The 25,848-nt window shown below is 44.7% G+C and carries 22 protein-coding genes; 4 read left to right on the forward strand and 18 right to left on the reverse strand.

Going from position 1 to position 25,848, the window contains the following annotated elements:
• Positions 1-41 precede the first annotated feature (41 nt).
• Positions 42-1,253 (reverse strand): MFS transporter, encoded by a 1,212-nt coding sequence (locus HMPREF9447_RS23180; protein WP_009132178.1) that lies wholly within the window; start codon positions 1,251-1,253, stop codon positions 42-44.
• Between the two features lie 453 nt (positions 1,254-1,706).
• On the opposite strand from HMPREF9447_RS23180, the gene HMPREF9447_RS23185 reads away from it, so the two are divergent.
• Positions 1,707-3,152: a glutamate decarboxylase gene (locus tag HMPREF9447_RS23185; RefSeq protein WP_009132179.1), complete on the forward strand. Its 1,446-nt coding sequence runs from the start codon at positions 1,707-1,709 to the stop codon at positions 3,150-3,152.
• Positions 3,153-3,272: 120 nt separating this feature from the next.
• Entirely contained in the window at positions 3,273-4,238 is a 966-nt protein-coding gene (gene glsA, locus HMPREF9447_RS23190) for a glutaminase A (RefSeq protein WP_009132180.1), read from the forward strand.
• 87 nt (positions 4,239-4,325) lie between these two features.
• Here the strand turns inward: glsA and HMPREF9447_RS23195 are convergent, their stop codons facing one another.
• Positions 4,326-5,045, reverse strand: coding sequence for a potassium channel family protein (locus tag HMPREF9447_RS23195; RefSeq protein ID WP_009132181.1), 720 nt, complete (start codon positions 5,043-5,045; stop codon positions 4,326-4,328).
• Positions 5,046-5,224: 179 nt separating this feature from the next.
• On the opposite strand from HMPREF9447_RS23195, the gene gadC reads away from it, so the two are divergent.
• Complete coding sequence (gadC, locus tag HMPREF9447_RS23200) at positions 5,225-6,829, forward strand: putative glutamine/gamma-aminobutyrate antiporter GadC (RefSeq protein ID WP_009132182.1); 1,605 nt, start codon at positions 5,225-5,227, stop codon at positions 6,827-6,829.
• Between the two features lie 483 nt (positions 6,830-7,312).
• On the opposite strand, the gene HMPREF9447_RS23205 is transcribed toward gadC, so the two are convergent.
• The 9 genes from HMPREF9447_RS23205 to HMPREF9447_RS23245 all read right to left on the reverse strand — a co-directional run bounded on the left by HMPREF9447_RS23205 (position 7,313) and on the right by HMPREF9447_RS23245 (position 14,308).
• On the reverse strand, positions 7,313-8,254 hold the full coding sequence (locus tag HMPREF9447_RS23205; RefSeq protein WP_009132183.1) for an NAD(P)H-dependent flavin oxidoreductase: 942 nt from the start codon (positions 8,252-8,254) through the stop codon (positions 7,313-7,315).
• 185 nt (positions 8,255-8,439) lie between these two features.
• On the reverse strand, positions 8,440-9,123 hold the full coding sequence (locus HMPREF9447_RS23210; RefSeq protein ID WP_009132184.1) for a DUF4858 domain-containing protein: 684 nt from the start codon (positions 9,121-9,123) through the stop codon (positions 8,440-8,442).
• A gap of 12 nt (positions 9,124-9,135) precedes the next feature.
• Positions 9,136-9,648, reverse strand: a complete 513-nt coding sequence (locus HMPREF9447_RS23215; protein WP_044138615.1) for a DUF4943 family protein — start codon at positions 9,646-9,648, stop codon at positions 9,136-9,138.
• Between the two features lie 87 nt (positions 9,649-9,735).
• Entirely contained in the window at positions 9,736-10,905 is a 1,170-nt protein-coding gene (locus HMPREF9447_RS23220; RefSeq protein WP_009132186.1) for an outer membrane beta-barrel protein, read from the reverse strand.
• Positions 10,892-11,443: an RNA polymerase sigma factor gene (locus HMPREF9447_RS23225; RefSeq protein WP_009132187.1), complete on the reverse strand. Its 552-nt coding sequence runs from the start codon at positions 11,441-11,443 to the stop codon at positions 10,892-10,894. The genes HMPREF9447_RS23220 and HMPREF9447_RS23225 overlap by 14 nt, the downstream gene beginning before the upstream one ends.
• A gap of 108 nt (positions 11,444-11,551) precedes the next feature.
• Positions 11,552-12,250 (reverse strand): hypothetical protein, encoded by a 699-nt coding sequence (locus HMPREF9447_RS23230; protein WP_009132188.1) that lies wholly within the window; start codon positions 12,248-12,250, stop codon positions 11,552-11,554.
• Positions 12,251-12,256: 6 nt separating this feature from the next.
• Positions 12,257-12,967, reverse strand: coding sequence for a hypothetical protein (locus tag HMPREF9447_RS23235; RefSeq protein WP_044138638.1), 711 nt, complete (start codon positions 12,965-12,967; stop codon positions 12,257-12,259).
• 107 nt (positions 12,968-13,074) lie between these two features.
• Positions 13,075-13,923: a carboxylating nicotinate-nucleotide diphosphorylase gene (gene nadC, locus HMPREF9447_RS23240; RefSeq protein WP_009132190.1), complete on the reverse strand. Its 849-nt coding sequence runs from the start codon at positions 13,921-13,923 to the stop codon at positions 13,075-13,077.
• On the reverse strand, positions 13,916-14,308 hold the full coding sequence (locus HMPREF9447_RS23245) for a DUF4783 domain-containing protein (RefSeq protein ID WP_009132191.1): 393 nt from the start codon (positions 14,306-14,308) through the stop codon (positions 13,916-13,918). The genes nadC and HMPREF9447_RS23245 overlap by 8 nt, the downstream gene beginning before the upstream one ends.
• A 94-nt stretch (positions 14,309-14,402) precedes the next feature.
• On the opposite strand from HMPREF9447_RS23245, the gene rlmH reads away from it, so the two are divergent.
• On the forward strand, positions 14,403-14,876 hold the full coding sequence (rlmH, locus tag HMPREF9447_RS23250; RefSeq protein ID WP_009132192.1) for a 23S rRNA (pseudouridine(1915)-N(3))-methyltransferase RlmH: 474 nt from the start codon (positions 14,403-14,405) through the stop codon (positions 14,874-14,876).
• Positions 14,877-14,880: 4 nt separating this feature from the next.
• On the opposite strand, the gene HMPREF9447_RS23255 is transcribed toward rlmH, so the two are convergent.
• From HMPREF9447_RS23255 to HMPREF9447_RS23290, 7 genes are all read right to left on the reverse strand, one after another.
• Positions 14,881-17,736 (reverse strand): bifunctional fucokinase/fucose-1-phosphate guanylyltransferase, encoded by a 2,856-nt coding sequence (locus tag HMPREF9447_RS23255; protein ID WP_009132193.1) that lies wholly within the window; start codon positions 17,734-17,736, stop codon positions 14,881-14,883.
• 117 nt (positions 17,737-17,853) lie between these two features.
• Entirely contained in the window at positions 17,854-18,216 is a 363-nt protein-coding gene (locus HMPREF9447_RS23260) for a MarR family winged helix-turn-helix transcriptional regulator (RefSeq protein ID WP_009132194.1), read from the reverse strand.
• Between the two features lie 36 nt (positions 18,217-18,252).
• Positions 18,253-20,730 (reverse strand): FAD-dependent oxidoreductase, encoded by a 2,478-nt coding sequence (locus HMPREF9447_RS23265; RefSeq protein ID WP_009132195.1) that lies wholly within the window; start codon positions 20,728-20,730, stop codon positions 18,253-18,255.
• A 140-nt stretch (positions 20,731-20,870) separates the two neighbouring features.
• Positions 20,871-22,340, reverse strand: coding sequence for a clostripain-related cysteine peptidase (locus HMPREF9447_RS23270; RefSeq protein ID WP_009132196.1), 1,470 nt, complete (start codon positions 22,338-22,340; stop codon positions 20,871-20,873).
• A 55-nt stretch (positions 22,341-22,395) separates the two neighbouring features.
• Positions 22,396-22,806, reverse strand: a complete 411-nt coding sequence (locus tag HMPREF9447_RS23280; RefSeq protein WP_044138642.1) for a hypothetical protein — start codon at positions 22,804-22,806, stop codon at positions 22,396-22,398.
• A 116-nt stretch (positions 22,807-22,922) separates the two neighbouring features.
• Positions 22,923-23,783, reverse strand: coding sequence for a sigma-70 family RNA polymerase sigma factor (locus HMPREF9447_RS23285; protein WP_007209697.1), 861 nt, complete (start codon positions 23,781-23,783; stop codon positions 22,923-22,925).
• A gap of 332 nt (positions 23,784-24,115) precedes the next feature.
• Positions 24,116-25,681, reverse strand: coding sequence for a trypsin-like peptidase domain-containing protein (locus HMPREF9447_RS23290; RefSeq protein ID WP_009132198.1), 1,566 nt, complete (start codon positions 25,679-25,681; stop codon positions 24,116-24,118).
• Positions 25,682-25,848: the final 167 nt, after the last annotated feature.

Below are 25,848 nucleotides of genomic sequence, written 5' to 3' on the forward strand. Positions count from 1 at the left end.
GGAAAAGTGGAACTCCCTTTTTTGTATATATATATGACAATTTACATTTTATCATCAAACAAAAAGTCTTTCTTCCTATAATATGCCCACAGCAACGCCAGCACCGTCACACAAAGATTGAAGATGAACGGAAATTCCTGCGAATGGGTATGGAACAAGAATTGGAAGAAATCGACGATGAACGGACAGAGTAGAACGGCCAAATAGTTCATCGCCATCACAAAAGCCAGTGCCATCGTAGTCTTCTGTGGAATGGCTGTATCGACCGTCTTATCATATATAAGAGGCTGGATAACACCATACCCCAACCCTACTAAAAGACATCCCGGTATTATCAACCATTCTTTGGGTGAAATCCAAATCAGTGCCAGCCCCAGCGCTATACACAACAGACTATAGAATTTCGTCTTCTCCTTCAAGAGCTTCACGACATGGCCTAAGAAGAAGCCGGGTGCCATGATAGCAAGGAAAAAGAGTGAAATCATCATGCCCGAATTACCACTGGAGAAGTGGTGTGCTTCCATCAAAAACGGCAGATTGAAAGTTACGATAAGCACGATATAGGTGGTAAGACCGTAAAAAAGCATCAGTTGCAACAAGTGGCGCACATGGATACCATATTTACCGGGAATGACTGGAACAGCAACATTCGGTGAAGGCGTACTCTCCACTTCGCCGTCCGTATGCTCATTCTTCAAATGAATAGTAAGTATGATAGATGCCAAAGGCAATAAATAGACAACAAAAGGCAGATGCCAGTTTACCTCTGCCAGATATCCCGTGACAGCAGTAGCCACCACCAATGTAACATTTGTGATAGCGGAACTGTATCCGAACTGCTTCACCCGGTAAGTCCCCGTGAAATAACGGGAAATCAGCCCAGTGGAGAGCGGAATAATCAGTCCCGCCCCAATTCCCAGCAGGGCACTGACTGCCACAAGTTGCCACATTTTCGTGGAAAACAGGTACAGCACCCCGCTCGCGGCAAACATCCAGAGCCCCGCGCGTAGCAAGCGGACAAAATCGCGTTTCTCAGCTAATTTACCCGCCAGCAGAATAAAAGGTATAATCAATAACGAAGGTAATGAACTAAGCATCTGGATGTCCAACTCTGTGGCATCCGGAAAAATAGTGGAGAGCTGCCCCAATATGGGAGATACAGCCAACCCTGGCAACGAAGTCAATGCAGATATTGACCAGATGCCAATTAGTGTAATTAAGGGAATAGTCCCCCGTCCGGTATTGATTTTCATATATACAATATTTATATAGTTTGAAACAGTGCAAGAAAAACAATAACGGTTAGAGAAAGTTCAAAGAAAGGGGAAAGGATAAATGATAATTTAGCGGGGTGATATGTGGAGTAACTTAATTCCCCTCCTCCAGTCGGAGGAGGGGTGCCCAAAGGGCGGGGTGGTAGGTGAGAAAGAATTCCTTTTTTATGATTAACAGGTATTTATTACTTACCTACCACCTCCCCCTACGGGTACTCCTCCTCCCGAGAGGAGGAGAATTAAGATACTCTTGTGCCGAAAGGAAATTTTGCTCCAGCGCTACGCTGGTAAATTATCATTTCCCCCTCCCTTCCCTTTAATAAACGCCAAAATATGTAAAACCCCGGAACTTTCCTTTGCAAACGCCGTTGTTGTGGGAAATTCGACGGGGAAAATCCTCGCCGCCTAAACCTAAACTAAAACATTAGTAAAATGGAAGATGTAAATTTCAGAAAAGGTGATGCCAAAACAGAGGTTTTTGGATCAAACAGAATGTTGCAACCCTCTCCGGTAGAGAAGATTCCTGACGGACCTACTACTCCCGAGATTGCTTATCAGATGGTAAAAGACGAAACTTTCGCTCAGACTCAACCACGTCTGAACCTGGCTACATTCGTCACTACTTATATGGACGACTATGCCACCAAGCTGATGAACGAGGCGATCAACATCAACTACATTGACGAAACGGAATATCCCCGTATCGCCGTGATGAACGGAAAATGTATCAACATCGTAGCAAACTTGTGGAACTCTCCTGAAAAGGATACGTGGAAAACAGGTGCGCTGGCCATTGGTTCAAGTGAAGCATGTATGTTGGGCGGCGTGGCAGCTTGGCTGCGTTGGCGCAAGAAACGCCAGGCTCAAGGCAAACCGTTCGATAAACCTAACTTCGTTATCTCAACCGGTTTCCAGGTAGTATGGGAAAAGTTTGCTCAGCTCTGGCAGATTGAAATGCGTGAAGTGCCCTTGACTTTGGACAAGACAACCCTCGACCCGGAAGAAGCCCTGAAGATGTGTGATGAAAACACTATCTGTATTGTGCCTATCCAAGGTGTGACCTGGACCGGATTGAACGATGACGTAGAAGCGCTGGACAAAGCTCTGGATGCTTACAATGCCAAGACAGGTTATGATATTCCTATCCACGTTGATGCTGCCAGCGGTGGTTTTATCCTGCCGTTCCTTTACCCCGAAAAGAAGTGGGACTTCCGCTTGAAGTGGGTTCTTTCTATCAGCGTCAGCGGACATAAGTTCGGTCTGGTATATCCGGGTCTGGGCTGGGTTTGCTGGAAAGGCAAAGAATATCTGCCCGAAGAAATGTCATTCAGCGTAAACTACCTCGGTGCAAACATTACTCAGGTCGGCTTGAACTTCTCCCGTCCTGCTGCTCAAATCCTGGGTCAGTACTACCAATTCATTCGCTTGGGCTTCCAAGGATACAAAGAAGTACAGTATAATTCGCTGACCATTGCGAAGTATATCCATGACGAAATCGCTAAGATGGAACCGTTCGTCAACTACTCAGAAGAAGTGGTGAACCCGTTGTTCATCTGGTACATGAAACCGGAGTACGCCAAGAATGCTAAGTGGACGTTGTTCGACCTTCAGGATAAACTGTCGCAGCACGGTTGGATGGTACCGGCTTATACGTTGCCTTCAAAACTGGAAGACTATGTCGTAATGCGTGTGGTAGTACGCCAGGGCTTCAGCCGCGATATGGCAGACATGTTACTGGGCGACATCAAGAACGCCATCACCGAATTGGAAAAACTGGAATATCCTACTCCTACCCGTATGGCTCAGGACAAGAACCTGCCGGTAGAAGCGAAAGTATTCAATCACGGTTGTCGCAGTCATAAGAAAGCTGCCAAATAATTAAAGTAATGAGGCTGTGCCAGAAGTGCTCCGCTATGTATACGGACGAAAAATCTTTCATCCGCATACACGAAGTAAACTTCTGACATAGCCTTAAATATTCTAACACATTTACATATTATGGATAAAAAGATATCAATCTCTCAAATAAAAGAGGTTGCCCAGGAAGCCTATGAGCAAGTGAAGGGTAACACAGGGGGAAAAAATGCCGATTACATCCCCTATCTTGCCAACATCGACAAGAATTTGTTCGGCATCAGCCTTTGCCTGATGAACGGACAGACTATTAATATAGGTGATACAGATTACCGTTTCGGTATAGAATCTGTTTCCAAAGTGCACACAGCTATCCTTATCCTCCGTCAATACGGAGCGCAAAAGGTGCTCGACATGATTGGTGCAGACGCTACGGGGTTGCCTTTCAACTCCATCATCGCCATCTTGTTGGAGAACGACCACCCATCTACCCCGTTGGTAAATGCAGGTGCCATTTCGGCATGCTCTATGGTAACTCCGATAGGTGATTCTGATAAAAAATGGGAAGCCATCGTACAGAATATCACAGAATTGTGCGGTTCCGCTCCACAATTGATTGATGAGCTGTATAAGTCGGAAACAGCAACAAACTTCAATAACCGTTCCATTGCGTGGTTGCTGAAGAACTATAACCGTATCTATGATAATCCGGATATGGCGCTCGACTTGTACACACGCCAGTGTTCACTGGGTATCACTGCACAACAACTGGGTATTGCTGCCGGAACCATCGCAAACAATGGTGTGAACCCTGTCACGAAACAGGAAGTTTTCGAGGCTTCACTGGCTCCGAAGATTACTTCTATGATTTCTACCGTAGGTTTCTATGAGCATTCGGGTGACTGGATGTACACTGCCGGAATACCTGCCAAGAGCGGTGTAGGCGGTGGTGTAATGGCGGTATTACCCGGAGTATTCGGCGCATCTGCCTTCGCGCCTCCTTTGGACGAAGCAGGAAATTCTGTTAAAGCACAGCTCGCCATCAAGTTCATCATGAACAAATTGGGTTTGGGCGTGTTCAATGGTGACCGTGTGACCATTGTAGAATAAAAAAACAATCTCTCTTTTTCATAAATATAGGCGTCATCAGTCCGTTGAGGATAGATGGCGCCTTTTCCATGAAAGTTCATCACTTTCTCACTTAAGATTCAATTGCTTATAATATTCTTCTTTCTGCTGATTACGTTTCTGTACAAGACTGGTTACGTACACCGTAAATATCGGGAACATCATCATGCCCAGTGCAGCCAGTACAACAGACAGTACACGTCCGGTCACTGTTACCGCTATGATATTAGACCCTACCGTCGTCACATCCATAAAGGCCCACCACAAGGCATCTCCATACCCCGTAACCAACGTATTCGTTCCATGCTCCATGACATAAAATGCCAGGCTGGAGAAATAGACTGTGGCAAGCAGGGTGGTCAAATAAGTGACAAACAATCCGGAGGCCTTATTATACGTCAGCCATCCCACAACAATAGCCATTGCATACCCGCCACGCACCAACGGAATGAAACGCAACAGATAAGTAATCTCATCAGAGAAAGTCCACCCTGCCCAGGAAATTATACTCTGGTACGGGATAGCTACCAACAAGAAAACAAAGTGAGTAGCAAAATAACGTCCTTTATGCTTTGCTAAAAACCACTCTAAAATAAAGTCCAGCAAAAACAGCACGCACACCGCAAACTGAACCTTCATAAATACCGCCTGGGTATAGAAAGGAATACCCTTGAACGTGTCTACTGAAATACTAATCACCAAAAACAGCGAAAGTAGCAGAATAATAATGTGTAAAACACCATAAATTCCCTTCTCCCGCAACGAAAATTCTGAAAGAGCCATTTTCATAATAGTACTAATTTATATGTTATGAATAAAATCGGATTGACTGCCTTGAAACGCCTTACACATGGCATTTGTTTAAGTGTTAAAAAGCTAACTTTCACTTTACCTCCGAAAACAACTCCCCCATGATGTTGTTATAGAGACTGATTTTAAAACATATTTTTCACCTAAAACCTTAACTTATGGCAAATATTAAACAAACAGTGAAGCTGGGTGTGTTCACCCTCGCAATCATGAATGTGACGGCAGTAGTATCCCTACGTGGACTACCAGCCGAGGCCGTTTACGGAATGAGTTCGGCCTTTTACTATTTATTTGCAGCCATTGTGTTCCTTATACCGACCTCACTCGTCGCTGCGGAACTGGCTGCCATGTTCCAGGATAAACAAGGTGGTGTATTCCGCTGGGTGGGCGAAGCCTACGGCAAGCGATTCGGTTTCCTTGCCATCTGGGTACAATGGATTGAAAGTACCATCTGGTACCCCACCGTATTGACTTTCGGTGCCGTATCCATCGCCTTCATAGGCATGAACGATGCACACGACATGTCCCTGGCAAGTAATAAGTACTACACACTCGCCGTTGTACTCATCATCTACTGGCTCGCCACATTCATCTCACTGAAAGGGATGGGATGGGTAGGTAAAGTAGCCAAAGTCGGTGGTATGGTCGGAACCATCATCCCGGCAGCCTTGCTGATTATCTTGGGTATCATTTACCTGGCTACAGGCGGACATTCCAATCTGGACTTCCACAGCAGTTTCTTCCCCGACCTGACGAACTTTGACAACGTCGTGCTCGCCGCAAGTATCTTCCTCTTTTATGCCGGTATGGAAATGGGCGGTATCCACGTAAAGGATATGGAAAACCCATCCAAGAACTATCCGAAAGCAGTATTTATCGGTGCTGCTATCACAGTTATTATTTTCGTGTTGGGTACCTTCGCACTGGGTGTCATCATCCCGGCTAAGGATATCAGTTTAACACAGAGCTTACTGGTTGGTTTCGACAATTACTTCAAGTATATCCATGCTTCCTGGTTGTCACCAATTATCGCTATTGCATTAGCATTCGGCGTACTGGCAGGTGTATTAACATGGGTTGCCGGTCCGTCTAAAGGTATTTTTGCCGTAGGTAAGGCTGGTTATATGCCTCCGTTCTTCCAGAAGACTAATAAACTGGGTGTGCAGAAGAACATTCTATTCGTACAAGGTGGTGCTGTAACTGTATTGAGCCTCTTGTTCGTGGTTATGCCTTCCGTACAGAGCTTCTATCAGATTCTGTCACAGTTGACAGTGGTTCTTTACCTCATCATGTATATGTTGATGTTTACAGGAGCTATCGTATTGCGTTATAAAATGAAGAAACTGAATCGTCCGTTCCGTATCGGTAAGGGGGGCAACGGATTGATGTGGTTCATCGGCGGACTTGGTTTCTGCGGTTCTCTGTTGGCGTTCATCCTGAGCTTCATCCCGCCCAGTCAGATTTCAACAGGTAGTAACACGGTTTGGTTCTCCGTACTGATTATCGGTGCAATCGTTGTTGTTGCAGCTCCATTCATCATCTACGCTTGCAAGAAACCGTCTTGGGTTGACCCGAACACTAACTTCGAGCCTTTCCACTGGGAAGTACAACCTCAGGTTGCCGCATCTGCTGCAACAGCTACGGCTACTACGGCCACTGCTACTACAGCAGGAACTACAAACACAGCTACGGCAACTCCTCATGCAACTCCTACCTCAACCCCTACTGGTACAACAAATAATTCCGGTACACCTAAATCATAGGATTATATCCGGAAATCATGAAATGGGACTGTACATATCGCTTGTACAGCCCCATTTTTTATGAATCTGTTGACGAAAGCCATTCGCCATCGCTCCAAAACGAATAAGCCTTGCCAACGAATCTACTTAGCGCACTGATTATCAACAGATAGCATTTACATTCCATTTACCTCGCAATGTAAAAGCATTTACCGCCGTATGTAACGACCTTTACCTCGGTATGTAACGCTCTTTACCTCGGTATGTAACGACCTTTACCTCGGCATGTAAATGGAGTTACCATTTGGGGTAAACGAAATTCCCGTGGGAGGAAACAACCGTACTTATAAGGCGCCATTCATATCCGTACGGCAGACAAACCCGTTTTAGCCTCGTGAGATAAAAAAATCCGTCTCACAAGATGAAGCATTTCATCCCGTGAGACGGATATTCTCATCTCACGAGGCTAAAACGGTTCGTCTCGTGAGATCATATTTCTTCATATTAATCTTTCAGTTCATCCCATGCTCTTTTATATCCTTCCGTCAGTTCCTGCATCACCTCAGTAACCGTCTGTATCTGCCTGCCGTAAAGCAAAGCTGATGCTTGACCTATTTCCAACTCGCCTTCTTCCAGGTCTCCATAAAAAATACCTTTCTTAGCACGTCCACGCGCCAGAAGAATGCGAAGTTCATCCTGGGTTGCCCCCACTGCCTCAGCAGCTTCCACTGCATCGCGGAAATTACTTCTTGCCAGACGTACCGGAGCAAGTTTTTTTAGCAATAACCTGGTATCCCCCTCTTGTAAGCGCAGACAGTAGTCCTTGAAATATTCGTGGGCCGAGCTTTCCTGTGTCAATGCGAAACGCGTACCTATTTGTACACCTTCCGCTCCCAATACGCGAGCGGCAAGCATAGCTTCGCCCGTAACAATTCCTCCAGCAGCAATCAACGGTAAAGTAGTAGCAGCGCGTACGGCAGGTATCAGGCACAAAGTGGTAGTTTCTTCCCTTCCATTGTGTCCGCCGGCTTCGAAGCCCTCGGCCACAACAGCATCCACACCTGCCTCTTCGGCCTTCATCGCAAAGCGGGAAGAACTAACCACATGTACCACTGTCACACCTCTCTCCTTCAGCCATCCGGTCCACTTGGCAGGACTTCCGGCAGAGGTAAATACTATATTGACTCCCTCATCCACTATTATCTGCATGATTTCTTCAATCTGTGGATACATCAACGGAACATTGACTCCAAAAGCATGATGTGTAGCGGCACGGCATTTGCGGATATGCTCGCGCAAAGTCTCAGGGTGCATTGATCCTGCTCCAAGCAAGCCCAGTCCACCCGCGTTACTCACTGCCGACGCCAAGCGCCAACCACTACACCAAACCATACCACCTTGGATTATTGGATATTTTATTCCGAAAAGGGAAGTAATTCTGTTCATAGTTTCCTTCGTTTAGGCATTATTAAGGAAGAAACAAGAAAAAAGGACGAAAGGTTCGGAAGAAAAGACGATATGTCATAAAAACTGCACCCGGAAATACGAATATACAACATACGCATAACCGGGTGCACAAATAATACAAATGAAGATTAAACAATTATCCTTATAATAAACACATCTTTTCCTTAATTACTAATTGCCTTGACCGGCTCTTTTCTCTGCACTGCTATAGAGTCTCCATACGCTCGCAGCACTTCCAGCGTACGAGCCCGGCGTTTACGCCCCTTGACGTTCCAGAACTCTTTGGTAAAAGGTGCCAGAAAGTCACCGGTAAAACCTAAACCGCCACCGGCGCCCTGCCAACTCCCCACAGCCATATTATTTGCCCGTTCCGTTGCCCGGTAACGCATTCCGGTCGCTTCTATCTCGTCTACACTTTCACGTACACCCTTATCAAAGGGATGTTTTGCCCAGTTGCTATAAATCTTGAGTGCCGTAAGTTCATAAAAAGGATCGCCTCGCCACGTATTCTTATCTATTTTAATTTTCTTCTGATACACCGGGTCCCAGTTGTACTTTGTATTCGCTGTATAAGGGCGCAAGGTAAGGACCACTTTCTTCTTCGGCGTATTGGGTATCTCAGGTAGTGTTGTGTTGAAGTCCAACCATTGTTTTTCCGTCGACATCTGTTGCGTACCTATAGGCTGATCTATTCCCAGCTCTTTCAGTACCTCCGGATTCAACTTCATTTCCCCCTCTCCATCCAGCAAGCGGCGCAATCGCAGAGAGTCCTGAGGTGTCCAGTTCTGAGCGCAAAAGGGAAGGACTGCTGCAAAAAGCAGTCCGATTATAGTGCAATATCTTCTCATTAATTTATTTTCTTACCACCACATATATCCGCTTCCGCAAAGCGGTTCATCATAACAGGGGTCTATGGTCCACATTGTGCGGGGATATTTGCGGCTCTCCCACCAACGGCGATAACGGGCGGCAGCATCCAGTACCTCGTCATCAGACAAAAAGTAGATGCCTTCATAATTTTCCGCATCCGCATGTACCATCTTACAACCCATTGAGGCATTCTGCCCTAAACGAATGGTTTCCACCGTCCACAAAATACATTCACCTAAACGTAGCTTGCCTCCAGCGGAGTAAGAAACCGGTGCCAACGGGAAAGAAGGAATTACCGTCATATCTTCGGCATACTTCAACAGACCTTCTATGTCGTTAACAGTAAACCGGGGTACAGTGTTCAAACCTTCCGGGCTTTCTACTGAATACTTCCCTCCTTTCAGTTGCTTGACAAACAAATCCACATCAGGATTATTATAATCCAACGTCTCTTCAGTGCATGACACAAAAGAAATAGAAAAGCAAAGCAGTAACGCCAACATTGCGGTGCGATATGAGCGGATATTGATTCGTCCGCCAGCGAGTATAGTATATAGAGATAGAGTTCTCATTATTGTATTGTATTAAGGTTAATATGTCATACGAACACCGCAGAGCAGGTTAAGGTTCGTGGAGCGTTCTGTATGCAGTGTTTTTGTCTGCGAATCCGTATCAAAATGATGGGATACCGTAGGTTCGGCAAACAGGGCTATCCGGTCGTTAAGTTTATAACGGATACCCAGACCGGCTGCAACAGAAAGTTGTATGGGTTCTGCACCGAAGCCGTTATCTCCTGCCCCAGCTATGCACTTCTCTGCAGCGCCACCCAGCGTAGCATAAAAATCTATTTTGGAACTGCTTGCCAGCATTGCATTCAGTTTCACCGGAACAGCCAATGTATGTATGGTATGATCTGCATCCAGACGATTGTATTGCAAGCCTGCCTCCAGGGAGAAATGTTTATTCAAACGACGTTCTGCCGAAACGTTGGCAGTGAACGGCATTCCGAAATCACCCTTTGGTAATGATGTACCGATTCCAGCCTTGAAAGCCCAATTCTGTTTTTTACCGGCAGCATCCGTACTTGCCAACGCAGCACCTTTCCGTTTGGAACGTACGTTAGGGTCGGTATCGGGAGTTGTATTGGCAGGATTAGTCGTTGCATGATAATCATTTCCATTCTGCGTTGAAACATTCTGTCCATACATGCCATTTCCTCCCTGCTGGTGGTTGTTGCCATATACACGCTGCGTAATCGTAATGGAAACGGTGACAGATACGGATTCATCGTCTTCACCGTTCGAAGCAAGCACCGTAGCAGATGAAGATTGTCCCGGATGTTTGTGACCGGGCTTCTGTGCCGTTGGGTTGGCATCATGGATAGAAGGGAATTTCTCCTGCACCACGTCTCCGTTCAGGCTACCTTCCGGTGTCAGGGTAGCAACCTTCGTAAATGCTTCCTGGATTTCTTCTTTCGGAGAGAAATACCAGAATGCAGCCGAAGCAGCTCCCAGCACCAATACTACGGAAGCGGCCGCAGCCACCCGGTAGAAGCGTGGAGTAAGGACGGCCCCCCTTTGTTTTTGCCCGGATAAGTTGGCAGCCTGTCCGGAAGCAACAGCCGCAGAAGCATCTGTCACATCAGATCCAGCTTTCGAAAGGTCGCTTTGCAGTCCCTCCCAAAAACCATCCCGTACCGTCATCTCTGCACCAGCGAGGCGACTGCGGAACAAACCGGTTATTTCATTATTTCCTTTCATACTCTGTATATTCTTTAATTCTTTTTGCTAACAAATTCTTGGCGCGATGCAACTGCGAGGTGGACGAATGTACCTTAATCCCAAGCATTTCCGCTATTTCCTTGTGCGATTTCTCTTCAAACACATACAAGTTGAAAACGGTTCGGCATCCATCAGGTAATTCTGCTACAAATGCCATTAATTGGTCTTCGGACAGGCGGTCGCCATTGTCGGCTATACTTGCTTCGTCGGGCAGGTCGGGCAATTGTTCTTCGTTCACCACCAGTTGGGTGATGCGCTTCTGCCTTCGCAGATAGTCTATTGCCTGTGTCACCATTACTCTTGTCACCCACGTTGCCAGTGCACATTCGCCCCGGAAAGTGAAATGGGTGAAGATTTTGATGAACCCATCGTGCAGTACGTCATGCGCCGCATCCACGTCGCCCGTATAGCGGTAACATACCGCGAGCATCTGCTTGGCATAAAGGGTGTACAGTTCCTTACGAGCAGAATCTTTCCCTGCCCGGCAGCCCTCTATCAGTTCTATATCATTTTCCAATGTCAGTGCTCTTTTTTACGGACGCCTCTTCGCGTCGTTTGTTAGTTAGACGCAGCTTTCCGAAGAATGCTGCAATGTTATCTCTAAAAAGAAGTTAAAGAACGGAGATTATTTATACTTTGCTTTCAAAGTCTGTATTTGCTTGTCAAGCATCTCATCCAGTTCATCAAATTCATCCCAATACAAGAAACCGGGTACCATTATTACAAAATTGACAAATTCATCATTACTTATAAGAAATGAGACTTGACCCAGCAAGTCGTTGTCAGTTTCCAAAGCAAACTTCATATTCCTGGACATTACAAGTCCCATAAGTACATTTGTTTTTGCTGCATAGTAATCACCGACATCTTTCTTCCGCTTCCCCAACTCAAAATAGGTCTGCAATATATCCTGCAACAAACGCTTGTCAGAAATATACTGCATCAACGAAGAACCTTTCAGGACATCCAATGCATCGGTTTTATAAGAGAGTTCATTCATATTATTGAAAAGCTTGTCATACTTACTTAAAGTATCCGTCGGTATTCCTGATATATCCATTTTATGCTCTATCAGCAAAGAACTCATGTGCTTGTCTATATCCAACAAATGCTTTATATTACGCAGCTCCTTCCTATTATACTCCAATTCTTCCGTTATCAGTTGCATCGCAGCCCGTACCTCTTTTTGACGACTATGCTCCGTAACCTTATCACTTCCCCAAAAAGTAACAATGATACCTGCCGCCACAATGCTGAACTGACGGAAATAGTCGCCCAATCTCCAGCCTTTAATCGTAGACTTTATCTTATCTATATTTTCCATAAGCATTTATTTTGAGCCATATTTCTGTTCAATAGTTCGTATCATCTTATCAATCTTTTGCCTCACACGTTTTCTATAATCAGGAGTAAAATACTTCTGGGGAATTCTCAGAAAGTTTCTCAGTTTCTTATCCGAAACATATATTTCCCATGCTTCCCAGCCTCCTTCATTTGCCGTGCTTATTTGTTCATCAGTCAGTGACAAATAGAAAGGACGAAACGCATCCTCCTTCATATCATAATACCCGTTCATAGTCAATTTACATCCTTCTAATGTCTCATATATCTCAGTCAGCGACAACAAAAGCTCCTTATCAGATATTTTCTGCATCAGCATAGAGCTTTTAAGTATATCCAGCGCATTCTGGGTATAAGAATAGCTGCGGACGTGCCCTAAAATGAAGCGGAATTGTTTCAAGGAATCTTCCGGTATTGAGCGGATATTCATATCATGTTCCACCAACAAAGCAGAAAGATGTTCATCTTCACTGAACTCGGACATAATCTCTTCAAAGTTCTTCCGATTATTTTTCAGTTCATCCTTAATCAGCAACATAGTAGACTTAATGTCCTTCTGTTCCGAACATCTGGTGACCAGTTCACTGCCGACGAAAGTTATCAGCACACCGATTACAACAATGGAAGTTTGCCGCACATACTCGCCCGGTTTCCATTTTTTGATAGTAGTTTTTACTCTATTCCAGTCTATCTTTTCCATACTTTCCAAGTGCATCTTAAGAAGAAAGCTTCTCATAAAGATTGCAATATGATGGCAAACTTATGAGAAGCTTCCTGCTATTCTTTAAATACGGCTTTCTGCCTTTGTCAACATGCTTTAAAGCTCATATCCAATCCCTTCACAGAGTGGGTCAGAGCACCGACTGAGATAAAGTCTACGCCACATTCGGCATAGTCGCGCAGCGTATCGAACGTGATACCGCCGGAAGACTCGGTTTCGTAACGGCCTGCTACCATATCCACAGCTTTCTTCGTCATTTCGGGCGTGAAGTTGTCGAACATGATACGGTCTACGCCGCCAAGATCGAGCACTTGCTGCAATTCGTCGAAGTTACGTACTTCAATCTCTATTTTAAGGTCTTTGCCTTTCTCTCTGCAATATTCCTTGGCACGGTTGATGGCCTTATCAATGCCTCCGGCAAAGTCCACATGATTGTCTTTCAACAGGATCATATCGAAAAGACCGATACGATGGTTTACGCCGCCGCCAATCTTCACTGCCATTTTCTCAAGAATACGCATGCCCGGAGTAGTCTTACGGGTATCGAGTACACGTGTATTCGTACCTTTCAGTTTTTCGGCATATTGATGTGTCATGGTAGCAATTCCACTCATGCGCTGCATAATGTTCAGCATCAGGCGCTCCGTCTGCAACAGAGACTGCACTTTTCCTTCCACCACCATAGCCACGTCACCCGGTTTCACTTCCGCACCATCGTTGATGAACACTTCTACTTTCATAGTCGGGTCGAAACGACGGAACACTTCTTTGGCTACTTCGATACCAGCCAGTATGCCCGGCTCCTTAATCAAAAGTTTGGACTTACCCATCGCCGTAGCAGGGATGCACGAGAGGGTGGTATGGTCGCCGTCGCCTATGTCTTCTGCAAAGGCAAGGTCTATCAGCCTGTCAATCAATTCTTCTTCCTTATTCATTCGTCTTATCTATTCTTATTTGATGTATGACATATTTGTTCTGTACTTTTCTAAAGAAACAATTCACCCGAAAGTTTCCGTTCTTAGTCGCCAAAGTACCGATGATGAAACTCGACTCATCGCGCTTTCCCTGGTGATTCACATCAAAACTGCTGACTTTGTTATCGTCGAAGAAAGCGGCCATAGTCTCTTCCGCCGTTTTCTTGTTAGCATTCGTCGTGCGATTTTGAATAATCAAATCCACTTTATCACCCAGATACCTGTTTAGTTCCTGAGAGTTTCCCTTCTTGAAGGCTGCAATCGCCCCTGCAGGCACGTCCTGCGCGGAGAGCGAAGACATCCATACGAAGAGACAGGTCAACAGCAAAACTACTCGCTTTTTCATAATCACAAGTATTAATGATACGCAAAGGTAAGCATTTACTGTAAAATACAATAAAAAAGTACTAATTTTGTGCACGAATCAGAACTAAAGCTGCATGAAAACAACCTTACTCGTCGTTGGAAGAACCGTAGAACAACATTTTATCACTGCCATTAATGACTATGTGCAGCGCACCAAACGCTACCTGTCATTCGATATGGAAGTCATCCCGGAATTGAAGAATACCAAGAGCCTTTCCATGGAAGTACAGAAAGAAAAAGAAGGGGAATTGATATGTAAGGCATTCCAGCCGGGCGACGTCATCGTATTGCTGGACGAGGGGGGAAAAGAAATGCGCTCCATAGAGTTTGCAGACTATATGAAGCGCAAGATGAATACCGTAAATAAACGGCTTGTATTCGTTATCGGAGGACCGTATGGTTTCTCACAAAAAGTATATCAGGCGGCACACGAGAAGATGTCTCTCTCCAAAATGACATTTTCACATCAGATGGTGCGGCTTATTTTCGTGGAGCAATTATACCGGGCCATGAACATACTTAATGGCGGACCCTATCACCACGAATAGTATTTTAAGACCTCGACACCTGGAACCCAGCCCCTGAAAGTGACATTTCCACAAACCGCGCCCGCGGATTCGGCACATTCTGCATCAATGTCTCCCGGATACGCAGTGCTGCCTGCGGATCTTTCGCCACCATATACAGATAACCACCCCCACCGGCACCCGGAAGTTTATATCCCAGCGTGTAATCTTTAATACGATCGATTATCGCTTCCACCGCCGGAGGATTTGTTCCGCAATCCAACGCTTTATTCTGCATCCAGGTCTTACCAATCAGTGCGCCGTAAGTTTCAAAATCATTCCGCTGAATAGCTTCCGCCATATCCAATGCATGTGCTTTCATATCTTCCAATATGCCCAGATGAACAGATGAATTAAGGAACATAGAACGCACTATTTCTGCCAGAATACCTTTGGCTGTACGGGTAATACCAGTATAATATAGTAAATGGCAATCGCGATATTCAGGGTGCGTAAAGAGATGTTCGGGCAACCAACGTATCAACGGATTTTGCACAAAACCCGGTTCCGTCTGCAATAGTTTGATGCCTTGCAGCACGCCTCCATACTGGTCTTGCCAACCGCCACCTGTTGTCAACAACTGTTCCAGGGCAAGGGTGCGGCGGCATATTTCATTCTTATCCCACATCAGACCACAAAAATCACTCAAAGAACCCAATACGGTAGAAGCCAGTATCGAACTGGTTCCCAAGCCTGAACCTGCGGGAATAGCGGACAATAAAGTAATTTCTATCCCTGTGCCGAATGCCTGCAACTGCTTTTCCAAAGAAGGATAAGCCACCTCCGAAAATGCCGGACCAAACCCTGCCAGCGTCAACGCCGCTTTCGGAATAGAGAAAGGAGAACCAATCTGGCAGTAGTCCTGCAATTCGTCGAAATTGTTCACCACTTCCATCGCTCCCATATCGATGGAGCGCAATACGATATGGAAGTCCTTACAAGGTTTCACATAAACCTGCAAAGGGGGCTGACCGTTCAGTTCTATTGCCAGGTTCACTACGTTTCCTCCGGCAAAGAGAGAATAGGGTGGAGTATCCGTCCAGCCACCGGCAGCATCTATACGCACAGGGCTACGTCCCCATACAATCTGGTCGCCATATACGTTCAGGTGCGGGCGGCTTTTCCGTTCGTACAAATCTGCAATCAGTCCCTCACGCAACAGACCGAAAGCTTCTTTTTCATCATTTTGGAAATCAGTTCCATTCAGCTTATCTATCTGCGCCCGGAGCATACGATTATGAATACGCTGCATCTGGGGAGCATCAGCCGGCAATATATCCGGCTTCTTCAATTCTAAATGATGGAAATCTTCTGCAACATCAGCTAAGTCCAACTGATAGAACACGCTTTTCTCATAGTTGCATGCCAGCAACTCCCAGTTGTTTTTCCGAAAACTCTTTCTTTGCGCATATAAGCGGCGTAAATCAGCCTGCGCTGAAATTTCATCAGCAGATAACCGTTGACTGTTCAGCCAAATTTCTTTGCCTTCTGTCAAATCAGGTTCCGAAACCATCCAACGGAGTACCTTTCCCATCTGCTCGATATCTGCTATTACAGGAAAAATCTCCGCTGCCTGCAAGTCGTCCTTCCTTCCGGTTACGTCATCTGCAGTCAGCCCGCGCTCAGCCAGCCAAGTTGGGAAAGATAAACCCAGAAACAAGGTCTTTTCATCCCGAACATCTCCCTTGAATACATCGTCGAAACCATACGGACGAACCACCCAACTCTCTTTTCCAAGAGGCACAACATCTACGCAGACTCCATCAGGAAGAGTCAGCGCCCAGTTATTTTCCGGTACACCCGTGATGATTTGTCGAGAACCGATAGTCCACGATGTTCCAATAAAGCTATTTTCAATCCAGAGGTTATCATTCTTTGAAGAAAGAGATACATGTATTTCCGCATTTTGTACAAATATCGCAGGATTCGGCTTCACTTTACGATGCATAATCTGACGCTGGTCATATACTTTATTTTGCAATGTAACAGTCGAAGAAAGCAATTCACGGCTCGTTCCATAATGATAAAATTCACCACCCGGCAATGGCAATATGGCTACGGAAAGTTTATTCAATTCGTCATCACTGATGCGCGGATGGTTTCCTAAAGATAGACCGAAGTCCGAATATAAATCATAGTACTTCAAATCCGAATACGGAATATCTTTATCCGAAGCACCTTCCACTTTCTGCGAACGTTTCATCAACAATTCCACCGCCCGATCACTTAGCAACCAGATACCTATATCCATCAGAAAGAGATGAGTCTTGGACAGATTTTCCAGTTCATGCAATGACGGTTTCTGGAGCATAAAGTCCAGCTCCTCCGGGTGTTTTCTATCAGAGACGAATACGCCATGATGGGTAGCCAGCACCGGATCTACCCATAGTCCGTAGCATACCACATCTGCATCCGGTATTTCCTGCAAAGGTTTCTCTGCACGTATATACACATCACCACTGGCAATCAGCGTACGTAAATCCTCCGGCGCCCGTTCCATAATTTTTTCGTAGAGCGGAAGTTGAAGAGATAACAGGTTCTGCCCCAGCTTCTGCCCGCGTGCCCAACGGAATACGGGTATCGGAGTCAGTATCTTACCCGAAGGAGCATATCCCGGCAGGCGACGACTTTGTCCGCCTGCATGCAGCAGGATACGTTTTTCTGTGGAGTGTTCTGTCTTTTGGTTTCTATACCATTCCCGTAAAAGCCAGGTAGTTCCCCCACCCGATCCCAGTTTCATACCTACAGGATCAGATGTACAGAACCACTCCGTACGGTCCACATTTTCCAGTTCATAGAATGCCGACACAAGATTAGGCGGCAAGGATAATAATTTTTGCATCTCCGATTGCTATATTGCTTAATTTGTTAGCTGCAAAATAAAGCAATCTTAAGCAAAATCCACGAAAAGTTTTTAATTATTTTGATGGTGGAGACGGAAATATCTCCACCGGGATTCTCAATTCTCCAACATAGATATGACTTGCTCCAATATTACAGGCATTTCGTGGGTGGTATTCTTAATCGCAGCTATCTGTTCCTTTCCTTCAGCAGTTAAAGAAAAATGCATCTGACGTTTATCGACTTTGCCTACAACACGGGCAATCAGCTTCTTTTCTTCCACAGATCGTATCAATTTGGAAGTATTGGAATGAGTAAGTCCCAAAGCCTCCGCTATCTCTCCGGAAGTCAGTCGGGGATGATCCAGGAGCGCACAGAGCAACATTCCCTCATTTAAAGAGAGATTATATTGCAGCATAAACTGGGTTTCAAACTCGGCTATTGCCCGATAGATATCACGTATCTTACATAAGTCCTTCATATTATTCTATTTCTTATTCACTTAATAAACAAACAACTATATGAAAAGGTTGACATTCGCTTTATCGGCCCTCTCCATGTAAGTAGCAACACCACCGATAGTTACCTCATCCAACAACTCTTCCCGGCTTATCCCCATCATATCCATAGACATCTGACAAGCTATAAATTCCACTCCCTGGGCAAGGGCCTGAGCACGAAGTGATTCCAGAGAATCCACACCTTTCCGCTTCATCAGAAAACGCATCATCTTGCTGCCCATGCCAAACATATTCATTTGAGATAACTTCAACCTCAAAGAACTGGAAGGAAGCATCATGCCAAACATCTTGCCAAAAATATCTTTCTGCACTTTCGGTTTCTGTACTTTCTTCAAAACATTCAGTCCCCAGAAAGTAAAGAAGACCGTAACCTTCTGACCAGTCGCCGCAGCGCCATTTGCCAATACAAAGGTAGCTAAAGCTTTGTCTAAATCATCACTAAACAGAATAAAAGTCTTTCCTCTGCCCGAAGCTACACTTCCTGCTGACGGACAAACCGCCGCCGGATCGCCTTTCTCTATCACCACTGTATGGCGTCCTTTTTCTTCATAAATATCAATCAGTTGATTGCCTGTTGTATCGCACCAAGCGGAAGCGTCCCGTGCAAAACCGGCATCTGTAGCCACAATCTCCACTCGTTCGCCCGGCGCAAGGGTATCCATCGCTTTCTTAACCTGCATGATGGGGCCGGGACATTGCAGACCGCAAGCATTTATCTTCAAAGTCTCCTTGGCAGGTGCAGAAACCACAGAAGCAGGATTCGGTTGTGATGCAACGGTCGGTTGTACGGCAGGAGTACTCTGCGAACTGATTTCTGCAGGAACAGGCACCGGAGCAACAGCAGCAGAATAAAGTTTATATCCTCCGGATAGATTACGCACATTTTTGTAACCACGCCCCATCAGGATACGTTGTGTAAGGTATCCACGCAATCCAACAGCACAGAACAAGACTACCGGCTTATCAGTGGGAATTTCTGTAATACGTTCACGTATATCATCCAAAGGGATATTTACCGCTCCCGAAATCGTGCCGAAAGAATATTCTTCTGCCGTACGGGTATCCACCAACATCACTTCCTTCTTTTGTTCGACCAGCTCGCGCCAGGTAATAACAGGCATTGCACCGCTTATAATATTGGAAGCCACATATCCGGCAATGGCAATAGGATCTTTAGCAGAAGAGAACGGAGGCGCATAAGTATGTTCTGTTTCCATCAGATCGTAAACCGTCCCACCCTGTTTGATAAGCCCGGCAATCTGATCGATGCGTTTATCTACACCCTCATAGCCAATGCACTGTGCACCATACAACTTTCCTGTGGTAGGATGGAAAGTAAGTTTCAAAGTCAGGGGAAGAGCATCCGGATAGTATCCTGCATGGGAAGCGGAATGCGTAACGGAACTTTGATATTCCATATTCCATTGTTTCAGGCGTTTGGCAGCAAGTCCTGTAGAAGCAACTGTCATATCAAATACCTTAGCAATAGAAGTACCAATGGCACCTTCATAAGAAACGGTATTGCCAAATACCATATTATCAGCTACAATACGTCCCTGACGATTAGCAGGGTTCGCCAGATAATTCAGCCACGGTTTACCGGTTAGGGGATGCGGATATTCGATAGCATCACCTACGGCATAAATATCTTTTTCAGAGGTTTCCAGATATTCATCTACCCAGATACCACCCGCCTCTCCTATTTTCAGTCCTGCTTGTTTTGCCAAAGCTGTTGCCGGACGTACTCCGATAGAGAGCAACACCATATCTGCAGGAATCGTCTTTCCGCTTTTCAGGAAGACAGTGATACCTTGCTCTGTACGCTGAAAATGAGTAACGCCTTCTTCCAGATATAGAGAGACGCCTTTCTGTATCAAATGTTGATGAACAGGAGCCGCCATGGAAAAGTCGATGGGTGCCATCACCTGATTCCCCATCTCCACCACTGACACAGCAACTCCGGCATGGCGTAGATTTTCCGCCATTTCCAAACCGATAAAGCCTGCACCAACAACAACCGCACGCTTCACAGCATGTTCCGTGAGATAGGATTTTATATGATCGGTATCTTCGACGTTGCGGAGAGTGAAAATTCCTTCGGAATCGATACCTTCTAATGGGGGCCGTACGGGTGTGGCTCCCGGGGACAGTAAAAGTTTATCGTAAGCTTCTTTATATTCGCGTCCATCGGCTGTACGAATGGTAATTGTTTTATTCTGCGGATGAATGGCAATCACTTCATTTTCCACACGCACATCTACTCGGAAACGCTGACTGAAAGAAGCTGGTGTCTGCACCAACAATTTCTCACGCTCAGCAATGACGCCACCTATATAATAAGGTAAACCGCAATTGGCATACGATATATACTTGCCTTTCTCCAGTAAAAGGATATCAGACATCTCATCAATTCTTCTCAAACGGGCAGCAGCCGTAGCTCCTCCGGCAACTCCACCAACAATCACATACTTCATATTTATTCTCTTTTTAGATTAAGAACAATACAAAGTTAGAAATTGTTTTCCTATAACTAATATTTTCCAAAGGAAATTATCATAATATACAGATTAACAGCATCTGTTAGCACTAATTTGAGGATATAAAAGAAGAGAGATTACCAGTTAAGTTTATCGAAACCGGCAACTGTATACCATTCGGTAGAACGGTAAGCTTTGTCCGTAAGATTATCAGAAGCGGTAGGGATATAGCAAGATACGCCATTAGTATTTTCCATAGAAAACATCGCAACATAAGAAGAATAATTCATAGGGGTAGTATTCCAATATGCTACAGTAGCATCAAAAGCACGCTTCCATGTTGCATAAGCACTATCATCAGCAATCAGATGCATCATACCTAACAAATCATAGTAACCGACATGACCATCCTGATACCCGCCGGAACCTCCACGTTGATCATAGTCAAAGACAGATGAGCGAAGCTGTGCCTTATCGGCTGCTTCAGGCAAAATTTCCTTCGTAACCCGGGCCAGTTCATCCAACTGATCTGTTTTCAATACACACACAGATGCTCCACCCGTCCAGTTAGTGTTTGAAATACCTTTACCACCATCATACTTAGCCGCATAAGGTTCATAGTAAGCCTTGCCTATATTCACAGCCACCTCCCCTGTAGAAAACATGGCAGGCACCACCTCATCATACGAGGCACCCGGACCTGGAATTTCAGTTGGAGAACCAATACAATAGTTTGTGTAATCACGCAACTCATAAGCCACTTCTACAGATTGCATAAAACAGGCGTCAAACAGGATAAAATCAAAGGAAGGAGCAGTTGCTAATATTTCGACAAACTCTGAAATATTCATTCGATTATCACCATTACCTGTATCCTGCCCTACCCAACGGGTACCGGCAGTCAACGGATAGGGAAGCCATCCATCGCCATGTGACCAGTAAACCAATCCATAGCTCTCAGCCTGATATTTTGAATTTGAGAAGACGTCCGCAAACACTTCCTGCGTTTCGGCAACACCCACAGAATTACGGCTTCCATACGTTTTCACCACAGTTTCCGTAACCGCTCCGTTTTCATTTTTCAGTTCAATCAAACGGGGAGATGAACTACCTTTTACATCTATATAAACCAATAGATTCGCATTGTTATCGCCTATCAATGCCATACCTTCCTTCATTTCAGCCAAGTCCCCCAGAGCAAAAGTAGAAAGACTATTGTCCGCTGCAAGGTATACCAGCACAGTGCGACCTCCTTTAACAGATACGCTTGACTGAACCGTCACTTTACAAACGGCCTCCTTTCCACCATCTTCCGTAATTACGGTTATGGTTGTTCTCCCCGATTTCAAAGCAGTGACTTTGCCATTCGCGTCAACCGTAGCCACACTTGCATTACTGGATTTCCAGGTAACCTTCTTATTGGTAGCATTATCCGGGGTCACAACAGCTATCAGAGTCTCACTTTTGCCCTCTTTCAATGAAAGTTCACTTCTGTTCAATTCAATGCCCGTTACGGCAGCAACATCCGGCTCCCCATCATTGTCACCACAGGAAACAAATAATACAGAAAAGCAAATCCATAGAAGAAAATAAAGTTTAGTTCTCATGAGCTTAAGCGATAATTGATAAAAGCCTTATTTTACTAAGGCTATAAAGACGGGTTTATTCTTCCGGTTTCTTAAAGCGGAATGCTTCAGAAGCAACAGGCATCAGCACTATTGTTTTGTTTTTCTTATATTTAGACTTTACTTTCGCAGCTTCTTTCTCCAACTTTTTCTTGTTCTCAGAGAAGTAAATCATGCAAGTATAATCCAGACATCTCAAATCATATTCCAGATAGTTCTTCAACTGATACGTGTATAAATCACGCTTCGGCAGGAAACCATTCTTGTCCAGCTTCACACTGTCCAATGCTTGAATATCGGTAAAGTATACCACTGTATCATTGAAAGAAGCAGCAACGCCAAATGCATACACAGCCTTTTCCTTATCCCCTTTTCCTTTTTTGAATGAGAATGCCGAGCACACCATGAAGACCAAAGCTACGGCAAAAAGTATACGAACGTATTTCATAATAATATAATATTTGCGCATTAAATTGCGGCAAAGATAACAAAAAAAACCGGCGGTCAAAGCATGACCTACCGGTTTTTAATTCTTTCTATTTGTCGGAAATTGATATTTCTTATTTATCCTAAATAAGACTTGAGCAATTTACTACGATTACTTTGTCTTAATCTTCTAATTGCTTTTTCTTTAATCTGACGCACACGTTCACGGGTCAAACCGAATTTGTCGCCGATTTCTTCTAATGTCATTTCTTGTTGTCCGATACCGAAAAACATCTGTATGATTTCTTTTTCCCTATCGGTTAACGTAGAAAGTGCTCTATCAATTTCCCTCGCAAGAGACTCGTTCACCAAAGAGCGATCCGCCATAGGAGAGTCGTCGTTTACCAACACATCCAGCAAGCTGTTGTCTTCTCCCTCTACGAAAGGTGCGTCCACCGAAATGTGGCGTCCGGATACCTTCAACGTATCAGAGATTTTGTCAACAGGGATTTCCAGTTCATCTGCCAGTTCTTCGGGCGACGGGCGACGTTCGTTTTCCTGTTCGAACTTGGAGAATGCTTTGCTGATTTTATTCAGCGAGCCTACCTGGTTCAACGGAAGACGCACAATACGCGACTGTTCTGCCAAAGCCTGCAAAATGGACTGACGTATCCACCATACTGCATAACTGATGAACTTGAAACCACGTGTTTCATCGAACTTTTCGGCAGCCTTGATCAGTCCTAAATTACCCTCATTAATCAAGTCGGGCAAACTCAAACCTTGGTTCTGGTACTGCTTGGCTACAGATACAACGAAACGCAGATTGGCACGTGTCAACTTCTCCAGCGCGATACGGTCACCCTTACGGATGCGTTGAGCGAGCTCTACTTCCTCTTCGACAGTTATGAGGTCTTCGCGACCGATTTCCTGCAAATACTTGTCAAGAGAAGCGCTCTCTCTGTTAGTGATACTTTTTGTAATCTTAAGTTGTCTCATTCTTCTAAAACAGATTTGGGTTGCAAAGTTACGACATTTTATTTAGTTACAAGCTAACTTGCCTTAACTTTTTTATCTTATTCACTATGAGTCTGTTCAAATTTTATTTTTCAAAACACAGAAGCACGGAGACACAGAGTCTTTTCTCTGTTTATACTTGTCTGTTTCTCTGTGCTTCTGTATCTCTGTGTTTAATCTTTCATTTTTAAACAGACTCTATACTATATAAACAAAAAAGAGTGCCGACAAGTTAGTTGCCGACACCCATTTTCTTCTTTGTTAGCTAATATTACAATCTTCTTACCTTAAATTATCCTTTATCATTCGTTTTTTTATTCCTGAGCAACACTTACTGCATAGCTACCACGTTTTCCTGAAGGGAAAATACCTGTGATGAACAGCACTTGTTCCTGAGTCTTGGTAGCTTCTTTCATCACCTTCTCCAAATCTTCCACAGTCTTCATCGGTACATTATTTACTTTCAGAATGATGAAGCCTTTGCGAACACCACCTTCTGCCATCTTACCATTGCTAACGCCTGTAACTTCGAGTCCATAACCCAGATTAAGCTGTTTCTTCAATTCATCAGGTATAGGACGGAAAGCTGCACCAAGAATATCCATATCGGCATTCTTCACTACCTTCGTAGTACCTTGTTCATTCTTCAACGTAACTTCTACAGTCTTTTCTTTCTTATCACGTATCAGTTTCACCTTCACTTTATCACCCGGGCGATGTTTTGCCAAAGCTTCCTGTAAATCGGCAAATTTATGAATAGGTTTGTCGTCAATACCAATAAGAACGTCGTCTACCTTAATGTCAGCACCTGCTGCTGAACTACCTTCAACGATTTCGCCAACCAAAAGTCCATCAACCGCACCGGATTTCTCGCGAGCTTCTTTCTTCATTTCACTCAATTTCTTGCCTTTCTCATCCACCACCCGCTGAGTATCACCAGGTTCTTCTACAAGCGGAGTTACAGCAACACCCAGTTTCACACGTTGCACCGTACCGAATTGTTTCAGGTCAGCAACCACTTTCTTCATAATACTGGTAGGAATAGCGAATCCATAACCGGTGTTCGAGCCTGTCGGAGAGAAAAGAGCGGCATTAATACCAATCAACTCGCCACGTGCATTTACCAATGCACCACCACTATTACCCTGATTAATGGCAGCATCAGTCTGAATATACGATTCAATACTTTCTTTAGCCATACCCAAAGAACGAGCTTTGGCACTAACAATACCCGCAGTTACGGTAGAAGTCAGATTAAAAGGGTTACCTACTGCAAGCACCCATTCGCCCACTTTCAGCGCATCGGAGTCACCTACCGGAATAGTCGGAAAATCATCACCTTCTATTTTAATCAAGGCTAAGTCGGTATTTTCATCCGTACCGATGATGCGTCCTTTGAATTGGCGGTTATCATTCAGCGTAACACTGATTTCATCCGCACCTGCAATTACGTGATTGTTCGTTACGATATATCCATCTTTAGAGATCAGGACACCGGAACCAAAACCTGTACGTTCAGGAGTCTGCATCTGGCGTTTCTGTGTTCCGCCTCCACGATTACCGAAGAAGTCACCAAAGAACTCAGAGAACGGATCTCTCACCTCCACTTCCTGAACTTTAGAAGCTTGAGTAGAACGGATATGTACTACAGCATGAATTGAGTTTTCTGCTGCTTGTGTCAAGTCTACCGGTTGTGCATCAACAGCATTATAAGCGGCCAAACGTACATCAGGATTTTGCTCGAACATTTCATTGAACGCGCTGGTACTATTGGCAGGCACTTTATTTTGCAGCATCTTATAGGCGGTTAAACCTGCTACTCCTGAACTGAGAAGTACGATAGCTGCAACCCCAAGAATGTTTTTTGTTGTCTGTTTCATATTAATCTTCTATTGTTTTAATTGTTAATATTCAAGTTTCGTTTAACATTTCGACGTTAAAATAACGACAAAAATCGTTCAGTTATTCCGCTTGTCACTCTTTTTTGTTCTCTTTTAACAGTGAACTTTTGGAGCTTAACAGCGGTTAACGGCAGGGGCTGACAATT

This window comes from Bacteroides oleiciplenus YIT 12058, assembly GCF_000315485.1.
In the GTDB taxonomy this organism is placed as follows: domain Bacteria; phylum Bacteroidota; class Bacteroidia; order Bacteroidales; family Bacteroidaceae; genus Bacteroides; species Bacteroides oleiciplenus.